This is a genomic window from Streptomyces sp. NPDC006510, assembly GCF_040611955.1.
Taxonomy (GTDB): Bacteria; Actinomycetota; Actinomycetes; order Streptomycetales; family Streptomycetaceae; genus Streptomyces.
Genome location: NZ_JBEXPH010000225.1, coordinates 1 through 11,997, shown reverse-complemented (window position 1 = coordinate 11,997; position 11,997 = coordinate 1). Strand labels below are relative to the sequence as shown.

Here is an 11,997-nt window from a genome sequence, read left to right as displayed (position 1 = left end):
GGGCCGCGGCGAGCACGGCGATCCGGCGCCCGCCGTCCTGATCGCCCTGCTCGCCCCGGCCGGCCTGTTCCGCCAACTCCGCCAGCTTCGCCGGGGAGGCGGGCAGCCCCAGCCGCTCGGCGCCCTGGAGCGCCTTCCCGTCCACGAACGGGGCCAGCTCCGGCCACACCGCCTGCGCCTCGCGCACGAAGATGTCCGCGCCGGCCGGGCCGATCCCGGGGGTGCGCCGCAGCCCGGCCCGCAGGGTGTCCAGGTCGCCGTCGGCCTCCTCGCGCAGCCGCCGCAGATCGCCGCCGTAGTCGTCCAGCAGGAGCCGCGCCCCCTCGCCGAGCTGGGTGGAGGTCCGCTCGTCGTAACGCCGGTAGCCGCCCTCGCCCAGCGCGTCGACGCGCTGCTGCCAGGTCGCCCCGGCCATCCGGCGCGGCGAGCGCAGGCCGTGGCCGAACAGCGCGCGGGCCGCCGAGACCGCCACGGAGGCCCGGATGCGCGCGCTCAACAGATCGCTGAGGACGAGGAGTTGGTACAGCGACTGCGGGGTGTTCCGCAGCCGGATACCGGCCTCGGTCGCGTACGTGGTGCCGTAACGGTCGAGCAGGACCTCCACGGTGCCGCGGGCGGTCACGGCGACCCGTGCCCTTCTTCGGCCGCGACCTGGGCCAGGGTGCGGCCGGTGCGGGCCGAACGTGCGAGGTACGGGTCCGGCGCGTCCGGGCCGTCCTCGGTGGCCCGCCCGTCCTTGGCCTTGATCAGCAGCCACACCTCTTCGCCCGGGGCGTCGCCGCTCTTGAAACGGGTGAGGGCGAACTCGCCGTGCAGCCTGGTCCCGTCGAGCCAGAACGTCGCGTGCCCGTCCGCCAGGGACTGCTCGAACGGCACGGGCGCGCCCCACCGGTCATGGCTGAGCGGCCGGTAGGTGCCCTGGTCCCAGACGATCACCGTGCCGCCGCCGTACTCGCCCTTGGCGATGACGCCCTCGAAGGTGCGGTACTCCAGCGGATGGTCCTCGGTCGGGACGGCCAGCCGCCGTTCGCGCGGGTTCTCCGAAGGGCCGCGCGGCACCGCCCACGACTTCAGTACGCCGTCGACCTCCAGCCGGAAGTCGAAGTGCATGCGCCGCGCCTGGTGGATCTGTACGACGAAGCAGGGGGCCGTGCCCGTCCGGTCGCCGTTGTCGCCGGTCACATCCATCGGGACACCTCCTCCGGCAACCCCCGCCCGGTGCTCCCTTCCACTGTGACGCTCCCGGCCGCCGAGCGCACCGGGACGGGGTCCGGCGCCGGGCCTGGCGGTGGTGCAGCGGCGGGCCTGCGCGCGTCGGCTCGGCATCGGCTCGACCCGGGCTGACGCAGCCCTCGCCGTTAGGTAGACTGGCCTACCTAATTAAGGAGACGAGCAGACATGGGCGAGGCCAAGGCCGAGGAGAAGCAGCCGGTGAAGCGGCGGCGGGGGGCGGCGCGCGAGCGGATTCTCGACGCCGCCGCGCGCCGGTTCTACGCCGACGGCGTGGCGGCGACGGGGATCGACACGATCACGGCCGAGGCGGGCGTCGCCAAGATGAGCCTCTACAACAACTTCGACTCCAAGGCCGACCTCGTCCGCGCCTACCTGGAGGCCAGGCACGAGGAGTGGCTCGGCCTCTACCGGCGGCGTCTGGCCGACGCACAGGGCCCGGCGGACGCAGTACTGGCCGTCTTCGACGCCTACGCCGACCACGCCGACTTCGCCTACGAGCACGGCTTCCGGGGCTGCGGGCTGCTCAACGCGGCCGCCGAACTTCCCACCGGCCACGAGGGCCGGACCGTGGTCCGCCACCACAAGGAACAGGTCGAGAGCCTGCTCGCCGGCCACCTCCGGGAGCTGCTGCCCGGACAGGAGGAGAAGGCCCGGGTCACGGCGGAGCACCTGGCGTTCCTGCTCGAAGGGGCCATCGTGCGCGCGGGCCTCGAAGGGGACGGCGCACGCATGCGGAGCGCCCGGGACCTGGCGGCATCCCTGCTGGACACCCTGTGACCCGGCCCGCCCGGCACACCGCCGGACCCGGCCTCGGCGCACTCGCGGTCCTGCTGGCCTCGGTGCTCTGGGGCACCACGGGAACCGCCGCGACCTTCGCGCCCCAGGTGGGGCCGCTGGCGATCGGCGCCGCCGCGATGGGCCTGGGCGGCCTGCTCCAGGCCCTGCTGGCCGGACGCGGCATCGCACGGGCCCGTGCGGAGCTGACGGCGCAGTGGCGGATCGTGCTCGTCGGGGGAGCGGGCGTGGCGCTGTATCCGCTCGCGTTCTACACCTCCATGCATCTGGCCGGTGTCGCGGTCGGGACGGTCGTCTCCATCGGCTCGGCCCCGCTGGCCTCGGCCCTGATCGAGCGGCTCGCCGACGGCCGGAGCCTGTCCCGGAGATGGATGACGGGGGCCGCCCTGGGGCTGGCCGGCACGGTGCTGCTGTGTGCGGCCGAGGCCGCGCAGGCCGGCACCGGAACGGGCACGGGCTCCGCCCGCCAGACCGTCGCGGGCGTGGGGCTCGGGCTGGTCGCGGGTGTGACCTACGCCGTGTACGCGTGGGCGGCGCACCGCCTCATCACCCGCGGCATCACCTCGCGGGCGGCCATGGGCGCGGTGTTCGGCCTCGGCGGGCTGATGCTCGTACCGGTCCTGCTGGCCACCGGCGCACCGCTGGTCGCCTCCTGGACCAACGCGGGCGTCGGGCTCTACATGGCACTGGTGCCGATGTTCACCGGCTACGTCCTGTTCGGCTTCGGCCTGTCCCGCATCCCGGTCAGCACCGCGACGACCCTGTCCCTGCTGGAACCCGCCGTGGCGGCGGTCTTCGCGGTCCTGGTCGTGGGCGAACACCTGCCCGCCCTCGGCTGGACCGGCATCGCGCTCGTCATCGCCTGCCTCGGCGTGCTGACCGCCCCGTCCCGGCCCGTCCGCGTACGCGCGGCGGCCTCCGGGGCCCCGGCACCCCGGCGGGCTCTGGTCCGTCGCGGGTCTTCCTGACACACTGTTCGCCTTCACCGGCGCCGGACGTCCTGCGGCGCGGGGGACGGGGGACGCGGGGACGGTGGGCCCCGCGGCGGGACGGAGGACAGCCGTGGCGCTGATGGCGCAGGACCGGGAGATCGTCGAGCGCTACCTGAAGCCGCCGGAGGACCGGATCCTGGACGATCGCCTCATCCAGGGCATCCAGCTGACCCGGTTCTGGTTCGGTGTCTCGATCGCGATGCTCGTGGAGGTCCCCCAGGCGGGGGCCCGCGACATCCCGCTCTCCGACTGGCTGGTCAACTGGCTCGCGTCCGGGGTGGTCAGACTGCTGGCGGCACCCTTCCTGCTGCTGGTGACGGTGCCCCTGGTCGTAGCGGCGTTCATCGCCGTGGTGAACAGCGCGGACCGGCAGCGGATGGTGGGGCGCCTGCGCGGGCCGTCCATCGCGGTCGGGATGTTCCTGGGCCATTGGCTGCTGCTCGTGGCCACCGCGATCGGACCGTTCTGGCTCGGCCACCGCACGAGCGTGCTGGTGGGCGGACTGACCTTCCTGGCCGGGCTCCCGCTGCTCCTGCGGGCCATCGGATTCGTGAGCATGTCGGTGCCGTGCATCGCCCGCTACATGTTCCGCACCATGGAGGTCCATCAAGCGCTGCCCGCGATGCTGACCGTGGTGCTCTCGTGGGAGCTGCTGCTCGTGGGGGAGCTGTTTCCGGTCCACGTCGTGGACAACGGCTACGACGGGCCCCTGTGGCTGTCGCTGGGCGGCGCGCTCGCCACCACCGCCGTCGCGGCCTGGGAGATCGGCCGGCTGCGAGCCCGCCACGGCATACGCCTGCGCACCCTGCCCAGCGCCTGAGCCCCGACCGATCCGAACGACCCGGCCCAGCGTCTGGGCCCGGTCGTTCGGATCGGGCCGCCCTACCCCTCCAGGAACACCGGATTGGTGAGCGCCGCCAGTGCCCCCGGCAGCCCCGGCACCGTCGCCGGATGCCGGACCTCGGCCCGCACATAGGCCGCGTAGGCCGGAGTCGTACGCCACTCCACCGTCCCCGTGCCCGACTCGGGCAGCCCGGCCGTGAACAGCGTGCCCTGGTCGGTGACGAAGTGCGCGGTACAGCCGGGCACCCCGGTCACCTCCAGCCGCACGGTGACCGGGGTGTCGTCCCCGTCCACCCGCAGCCGCTCCCCGATCCCGGCGTGCAGCCCGCGCCCGCCCGAGACACCGAAGGAGAGCGTGACGGCGGACGACTCCGCGATGTACGAGTGCCCGGCCCGGATTCCGGCCACGATCGCCTCGCGCGACAGCTCGTCGGCGAGGACGACGGTCTGCGGCAGCCCCACCACGTCCGGCTCCCGGTGCGCATCGCTGTTGCCCATCGCCGCGACCCACGGCTTCGACCAACGCACGGCGGCCACCAGGGAGTTGTCCCATTCGGCGAGAGCGATCCCGTCCTCCGGGGAGTACGCCCCGTTCCACACCTCCACCGCGTCCGCCTCGCCGAAGCCGAACTTCCATCGGCAGCCGATGCAGGTGGCGTGCGGATGGGCGGGGACTACCAGGCCGCCGGCCCGGCGCACGGCCTTCGCGTAGTGCCCGAACCGGTTGTCGCGGGCCCGGTAGCGCCAGTCCACGAACGTGCCCGGGTCGGTGGCCACCGCGAGCACATGCCCGTTGCGGGTGGTGATCTCCTCGCCGGTGAGGACGAGCAGATCGTCACCCCACAGCCCGCCCCACGCCCCGTGCGCGGAGTACGTGTTGTGCTCGCTGCTGTTGATGAAGTCGAGCCCGGCCGCGCGCGGCGGCGGCGATCCCGGCGGGCGTGCGCCTGCCGTCCGAGTGCACGGAGTGCAGATGGCAGTCGCCGCGGTACCAGGCCCGCCCGCGCCCCTTCGCCCGCTCCGGCGGGTACACCGGCTCCGGCGTGGATCCGGCGGGCCCGAAGCGCAGGGTGATCGTCACCTCGTACGGCAGCCCCTCGGGGGCGACGGTGTAGGGGCCGAGCGCGATGTTCCACGTACCGGCCCGTACCGGCCCCGCGATGTAGCCGGGCGTCGCCTCGTCCGCCCGGATGAGGAAGCTGCCGCGCGCCCCGCCGGACCACCCCCGGAACCCGCGCCCGCCCAGCTCGGTGCCGCGCTCGTCGAAGATGCCGATGTCGAGGGCGTTGCCCGGCGTCCCGGCCGGGACGGGCGGCTTCTCGTACGTGTACGAGACGGCGATCTCCCGCACTCCGCGCGGTACTTCGACCGGTAGGTACACGAAGTCGGGCGACCCGGTCGGCAGGGTGCCGCGCACGGTCCTGGTCAGGTCCGGGCCGTCGTTGTTGCCGTGGTCCGGGGGCGCGGCGTCGGCGAAGCTCACAGTGCCCAACGTTAGAGCGGTGGCGGCGGTCCCGACGAGAAGGCCGCGCCTGGCCATCGGGTGGCCGTGAGCGAATTGCGATGCGGACATGCGAAGGGCTCCCCGGGTGTCGTGAGCGGCAGGGCGTGAGCGGAATCGAACGGCGCGCGCCCGAAATCCTGGCGGCCGGCGGTGAACTGCGGAAGAACGCCGGAATACCTGGACGGGCCGTGCCCTCAACTCCCCGATTCCCACCGACCCACGCGTACTCGGCTTTCCGCACCGCACGGCATACGTTGGGCTCGTCCCTCACCGGATCACGACGGAGGTGTCCTCATATGCGGATCGCCACAACGATCTTCCTCACCGATGAGACGATCACGCCGCTGCGGCTCGCCCGCGAGCTCGAACAGCGCGGTTTCGGCGGGCTCTATCTGCCCGAGCACACCCACATCCCGGTGAGCAGGGACACCCCCTACCCGGCGGGCGGCGAGCTCCCGCCCGAGTACGGCCGCACCCTCGACCCCTTCGTCGCCCTCGCCCAGGCCGCCGCCGTCACCGAACGACTGACGCTGGGCACCGGCATCACGCTCGTCGCCCAGCACGACCCGATCGACCTGGCCAAGCAGGTCGCCACCCTCGACCACCTCTCCGGAGGCCGGTTCACGCTGGGCGTCGGCTACGGCTGGAACGTCGAGGAGGCCGCGGACCACGGCGTGGACTGGCCGGCCCGCCGCGACCTCGTCCGCGACCGGATGGCCCTGATGCGCGCCCTGTGGTCGGACGAACCCACGGCGTACGACGGCGAGTTCGGCTCGGTCCGGGCCAGCCACGCGTACCCGAAGCCGTTCCAGGAGCCCCGCGGCCCGGTGAACGGCCCCCGCACTCTGATCGGTGGCGCGGCCGGTCCGAAGCTGTTCGCCCACATCGCGCAGTACGCCGACGGCTGGCTTCCGATCGGCGGCCGGGGCCTGACCGAGTCCGTGCCGGAGCTCCGCGCGGCCTGGGAGGCGGCGGGCCGCGACCCGAAGCACCTCCAGGTCGTCCCCTACGCGGTGCTCCCGAGCGCGGGCAAGCTGGCACACTACGCGGACCTGGGCATCGAGGAGATCGTCCTGCAGTTGCCCCCGGCGGGCGAGCCGGAGGTGCTGCGGGCGCTGGACGGCTATGCGCAGTACCTCTGAGCGGCCGTGCCCACGGGCACAGATGGTTGCGGGTGCAACCATTTGCCCGGAATCAGCATCTTCCTCGGTTAAAGACCAAATAGTTGGTGAGTACGGGAGTGGATCAGGATGAACAGGCCGTTGCGGCACATAGCCATATTCTGCGGGCTGCTGGTGATGGCACTGCTGCTGCGGGCGAACTGGCTCCAGTACGTCAAGAGCGAGCCCCTGGCCACTCATGAGAAGAACCGCCGGGTGAAGATCGCCCAGTTCGCCACCCCGCGCGGCGACATCGTCGTGGGCAGCGAAGCGGTCACCGGTTCCAAGGCGGTCGACGGAACGGACTTCAAGTACCAGCGGACCTTCAAGCAGGGCCCGATGTACGCCCCCGTCACCGGATACGCCTCCCAGGCGCAGGGCATGTCCCTCCTGGAGAAGACGTACGACAGCATCCTCAGCGGCCAGGACGACCGGTTCGCGTTCCGGCACGCCAAGGACATCATCACCGGCGAGCAGCGGCGCGGCGGTGATGTGATCACCACGATCGACCCGAAGGCGCAGAAGGCCGGTTACAAGGGACTGACCGACCTCGGCGCGCGGGGCGCGGTCGTCGCGCTGGACCCGAGCACGGGGAAGGTCCTGGCCCTGGTCTCCACACCCTCGTACGATCCGTCCGTCTTCGCCGGGAACTCGTTCAAGGAGGGCGACAAGTTCCAGGCGCTCGTCGACGACAAGAGCAAGCCGCTGGCCAACCGCCCGCTGCGTGAGACCTTCCCGCCCGGCTCGACGTTCAAGATCCTCACGGCGGCCGCGGCCCTGGAGCACGGCGTGGTCACCGATGTCGACGCGCGGTCCGACGCGGTCTCCCCGTACCCCCTGCCGCTCTCCACGAACAAGATCGGCAGCGAGGCCGGCGACGCGGTGTGCAGCAAGGCGTCCATGAAGACCGCGATGCAGTACTCCTGCAACAACGTCTTCCTCGACGCGGCGTCCAAGGTCGGCGACGAGAAGATGCGTGAGACGGCGGAGAACTTCGGCTTCAACTCCGATGTCTACTCCGATGAGTTCGGCGACATGCTCGCCACCAAGAGCCTGTACCCGAACGAGCTGGACAAGCCCGGGACCGCGCTGACGGGCATGGGACAGGGCAGCCTCACCAGCACACCGATGCAGATGGCGATGGTGACGGCCGCCCTCGCCAACGACGGCAAGCTGATGCAGCCGTACATCGTCGACGAGCTGCGCGGCCCCGACCTGTCGGTCCTGGAGAAGCACGAGCCGAAGCTCAAGAGCCAGGCCGTGTCCGAGGAGACGGCGAAGAAGGTCCAGGAAATGATGGAGTTCACGGCGAAGGAGGGCAGCGCCCAGCGGGCCCTGATCGACGGTGTCACGGTCGGCGGCAAGACCGGAACGGCGCAGCGCGGTGTCAATGTGAAGGACGAGGTGCCGTACGGCTGGTTCGTCTCGTACGGCAAGTCCGACGGCAAGTCGGTGGCGGTCGCGGTGTTCATCGACCCGACAGCCATGGACATCTCCCGGTCCGACATCTCCGGTGGCCGGCTGGGTGCGCCGATCGCGAAGAGCGTGATGAAGGCGGTACTGGGCAAGTAGCCCACGAGCAGAACCGGAATTCTCGGAGAAGCGGAACCGAAATTCTTCGGGAAGCCCGGGACGTGTGTGCGATGATCGCGTGCGCTCATCTTTACAAGTCGCGCACATCTCGCTCCTGTCCCGGGCTTTCCCGCGTTCGTAGGTCGTTCGTGAAGCCCCGGCAGAAGCGCACACTTCACCGGTCCGGGGGGAACGGAATGCCCAGCTACCCACGCACCGCGGCGAGATCCGGGAGAGCGGCGAGACCGGCGGCGTACGCCGTGCTGTTGCTCGCGCTGTCGGTCCTGCTCACGCTGCTGATACCCGCGAGCGCCGCGCAGGCGTACGCCCCGACGGCGGCGGCCGGTGCCACGGCCGCGCCCACGGCAGGCGAGGACTGCGCCGTTCTGCCTCTCTCCGGCTTCGGCGAGGCCGCCCCGGCGGAGGGCAGGCCGACGATCCCGGGCGACGGCACGGCCTGCTTCACGTTCACGGCCGACGCCGCCGGGCTCCACAAGGTCGTACTCGTCGGCGGCACCGCCGCCAGTACGTACGCCCATGTCTACGACGGCGAGACGGAACTCGACTGCTACGACCCCGAGTGGGGTGCCGGCTGGTGCCGGCTGCCCCGCTCGGGCGACTTCACGCTCCGGCTGTACAACAACTGGTCCGAGCCGAGCAGCCCCACCGTCGCCGTCGTCCCCCTCGCCACCACCGAGGGCTGCGCGCCCGAGACCGGAACGTCCTGGGACACCGCACCCGTCGTCGGCTCGGCGGCCGGGCCGACCGCCATCCAGTGCCAGCCGTTCGCCGGCAAGCCGGGTGAGCGGATCACCAACAAGATCAGGACGACCGCGTACGGCCAGAGCCTGTCGTGGATCACCGACGAGACCGGCGCCCGGATCTGCCCGCACTTCAACGAGGACGACAGCGAGGGCTGCGTCCTGCCCGGCGACGGCCCCTACCGGGTGCTCTCGCAGGTCAGCGAGGCCGAGCACGGCTTCCCCGCCGAGTACACCCTCACCGTCCGCCGCATCTCCGACCCGGCCGGCTGCACCCATCCGGCGCTGAACGGATACAACTCCGGCCCCACGGCCGCCGACCCGTCCCACGGATGCCGGACCTTCACCGCCAAGGCCGCCGGACGCCACGACGCGTACGCCGTCCACGACGGCGTACGGTCCGTCCTCGCCGTGTACGACAAGGACGGCAAGACCGCCTGCCAGACCTGGGACGTCTGCTCCCTGCCCGCCGCCGGTGACTACACCGTCTTCACCGACGCCGCCACCCTCGTCATCGACCACACCGCCACCACCGGCTGCGAGTCGGTCGAACTCGGCGTTCACCGAGCCGAGTTCACCGTCGGTGGCGAGATCGACTGCCTGTCGCTGCCGCTCCCCGAGGGCGCCCGGCTGGCGGCGCTGGAGGCCCTCTACGGGCCCGCGCCCCACCCGGACGTGACCGTCGTCGACGCCGACGGCATCGAGCGGTGCGACCCGTCCCGCCTCTCCAACGGGACCTGCGGGCTCACCGGCAAGGCCCCGTTCCGGGCCCTGGTCTCCACCACCAGTGAGTCGAAGCCGACCGGCCCGTACACCTTCGTCCTGCACCGCACCGACGCGGTGAGCGACTGCCCGGCCATCCCGGCGGGCGACTTCACCGCGACCGGTCCCGCCGCCCGCGTCTCCACCGGTGACGGCGTCTTCTCGAACTGCCTGAGCATCCCGGCCGACGACCACAGCGCCCAGGAGAACCTCCAGCTCCGGGCGGCACCCGGCACCACGGCCCTCGCGCAGTTCACCGTCCTGGACGTCCAGGGCAAGCAGATCTGCTCGACCCGCCCCTCCGTCTCCACCTGGACGACCTGCGCGCTGACCCCGGGCGTCGCCCACACCGTGCTGGTCACCGGCCGCGACACCCCCGCCGAGTACACCCTGGCCCGCCGCGACGTCACCGCGACCGCCAAGGGCTGCACCCCGAACCCGGCGACGAAGCCCGGCGGCCCGTCCACCGGCGGCACCATGGGCGCCCCCGGCGAGCTGCGCTGCCGCCAGGTCACCACCGCCGACGCCAAGGACACCCTGCACATCGACGTCCGCGACGCGCTCGGCGCCGCGAACATCGTGGTGTACGGCGCCGACGGCACCGCCCTGTGCAACAAGAACCGGGCATGCGCCGTCACCGGCTCCACCCACTACCAGGTCATGGTCACCGTCCCCGCGACGCTGAAGGCCCCCGACTCGTACCGCTTCGACGCCCTGCGCATCGCGGGTCCCGACGGCCCGGCCGCCGAGTGCGAGAAGGTCGCGAGCGTCGCGTACGGGTACGGCCCGGTCACCGGCACCCTCGACGAGGAGCACACCGCCGTCTGCGCCGCGCTGCCCACCGCGTACAGCGACCGCTTCGAGATGGAGATCAGCGACACGACGGGCGCCACGGAGACGGCGGTACCCGCGCTCTACGACCCGAGCCTCGACAACGGCTGCGCGTACGGCACCCCCGGCGGCTACCAGTGCTCGGTGATCGAGCAGTACTCCCGCGAGCTCACCCCGAGCATCCTGGTCCTCTCCCTGCCGGAGAAGGTGTCGAAGACCTCCTACAAGGCCGAGGCGGTCTGTTCGGGGCTCTGCGGCATGGAGCGGGTGACCGTCACGAAGCTCGCTCCGACCACCGGCGTCTCCGGTACGAGGACGACGGTCGCGGTCACCGGCAGCGCCCTGCACCAGGACGACCGCGTCGTGCTGCGCAACGCCGGCCGGGAGATCACCGGGACCACCGTCTCCGTCCCGCCCGACCGCCGCACCCTGACCGCCGAACTGGATCTGACCGGTGCGGCCGAGGGCGCCTGGAGCGCGAGCGTCATCACGCACAGGGGAGTCGAGTACTCGCAGGGCAATTTCACCGTCACCTCGGCCCCGCTCCGCAACAGCGCACTGCCGACGATCGGCACCACCACCCGCGTCGGGGACCACCTCACCGCGTCCCCCGGCACCTGGACCCCCGCCCCGACCTCGTACACCTACCAGTGGAACGCCGACGGGCAGCCGATCACCGGGGCCACCGCCGCCACCTACACCGTCCCGGTGTCGCTGCTCGGCAAGAAGCTCACCGTCACCGTCACGGCCCGCCGCACCGGCACCGCGGACGTTCCGGCCACCTCGGCGGCGCTCACGGTGGCCAAGGGCGCGGCGCCCAGGGTGACGACCGCCCCGAAGATCACCGGCACCGTGAAGGTCGGCGCCAAGCTGACCACCACGAGCGGCAGTTGGACGCCCGCCGCCACCGCCTACGGCTACCGGTGGAAGGCCGACGGCAAGGCGATCGCGGGTGCGACGGCGTCCACGTACACCGTCCCGGCCTCGCTGCTCGGCAAGTACCTCACCGTCACCGTCACGGCCCACCGGACCGGTCACGCCGACGGTTCCGCGACGCCCGCCGCGGTGAAGGTCGCCGTGGGCAGCGCACCCAAGGCCACCAAGCAGCCCACGATCTCCGGCACCGCGAAGGTGGGCCGCACGCTCAAGTCCGCCCACGGCACCTGGACGCCAACCCCGACCTCGTACGGCTACCAGTGGTACGCGAACGGCAAGGCGATCTCCGGCGCGACCAAGTCCTCGCTGACGCTCAAGTCCGCCCAGCGCGGCAAGAAGATCACCGTGAAGGTGACCGCCCGCCGCACCGGCCACGCCAGTGGTGCCGCCACCAGCAAGGCGACCAAGGCGGTTGCCCGCTGAAGTAGTTGAGCTGAACGCAAGGGCCGGGCGCCGCGCACCAAACGGTGCTGCGCCCGGCCCTTGCGCGTACGGGCGCCCGGAGTTCGCGGCCAATTGCCCAACGTCAGCGGGGCGTCAGTGCAGCATCAGCGGGATTGGTCATCATGGGGCCGCCGCGATCGCCGGCCCACGGGAGCCGACGATCG

8 protein-coding genes and 1 pseudogene are annotated in these 11,997 nt (G+C 72.0%); 6 read left to right on the top strand and 3 right to left on the bottom strand.

Translation table 11 applies throughout. The annotated features are described in order from the left end of the window. A partial coding sequence (locus tag ABZY11_RS38240) for an endonuclease (protein WP_356483580.1) occupies positions 1 to 622 on the bottom strand: 622 nt, incomplete at its 3' end. Next, positions 619 to 1,188 carry a DNA polymerase ligase N-terminal domain-containing protein gene (locus tag ABZY11_RS38235; protein ID WP_356483579.1) on the bottom strand — a complete coding sequence of 190 codons (570 nt, stop codon included), beginning with the start codon at positions 1,186 to 1,188 and terminating at the stop codon, positions 619 to 621. The genes ABZY11_RS38240 and ABZY11_RS38235, both read right to left, overlap by 4 nt. 210 nt (positions 1,189 to 1,398) lie before the next feature. Here ABZY11_RS38235 and ABZY11_RS38230 point away from each other — a divergent pair, with 210 nt between their 5' ends. The 3 genes from ABZY11_RS38230 to ABZY11_RS38220 all read left to right on the top strand — a co-directional run bounded on the left by ABZY11_RS38230 (position 1,399) and on the right by ABZY11_RS38220 (position 3,840). Beyond that, the gene (locus ABZY11_RS38230) at positions 1,399 to 2,010 is read left to right on the top strand and encodes a TetR/AcrR family transcriptional regulator (RefSeq protein ID WP_356483578.1); all 612 of its coding nucleotides are present in this window, start codon (positions 1,399 to 1,401) and stop codon (positions 2,008 to 2,010) included. Next, positions 2,007 to 2,996: a DMT family transporter gene (locus tag ABZY11_RS38225; RefSeq protein ID WP_356483577.1), complete on the top strand. Its 990-nt coding sequence runs from the start codon at positions 2,007 to 2,009 to the stop codon at positions 2,994 to 2,996. Before ABZY11_RS38230 ends, ABZY11_RS38225 begins: the two co-directional genes overlap by 4 nt. 94 nt (positions 2,997 to 3,090) lie before the next feature. After that, positions 3,091 to 3,840: a hypothetical protein gene (locus tag ABZY11_RS38220; protein ID WP_356483576.1), complete on the top strand. Its 750-nt coding sequence runs from the start codon at positions 3,091 to 3,093 to the stop codon at positions 3,838 to 3,840. A gap of 62 nt (positions 3,841 to 3,902) precedes the next feature. Here ABZY11_RS38220 and ABZY11_RS38215 read toward each other — a convergent pair. After that, a pseudogene (locus tag ABZY11_RS38215) lies at positions 3,903 to 5,403 on the bottom strand (CehA/McbA family metallohydrolase). 260 nt (positions 5,404 to 5,663) lie between these two features. On the opposite strand from ABZY11_RS38215, the gene ABZY11_RS38210 reads away from it, so the two are divergent. From ABZY11_RS38210 to ABZY11_RS38200, 3 genes are all read left to right on the top strand, one after another. Then, positions 5,664 to 6,509, top strand: coding sequence for an LLM class F420-dependent oxidoreductase (locus ABZY11_RS38210; protein ID WP_356483575.1), 846 nt, complete (start codon positions 5,664 to 5,666; stop codon positions 6,507 to 6,509). Between the two features lie 108 nt (positions 6,510 to 6,617). Continuing rightward, complete coding sequence (locus ABZY11_RS38205) at positions 6,618 to 8,099, top strand: penicillin-binding protein 2 (RefSeq protein WP_356483574.1); 1,482 nt, start codon at positions 6,618 to 6,620, stop codon at positions 8,097 to 8,099. Between the two features lie 197 nt (positions 8,100 to 8,296). Next, positions 8,297 to 11,812, top strand: coding sequence for a hypothetical protein (locus ABZY11_RS38200; protein ID WP_356483573.1), 3,516 nt, complete (start codon positions 8,297 to 8,299; stop codon positions 11,810 to 11,812). Positions 11,813 to 11,997: the final 185 nt, after the last annotated feature.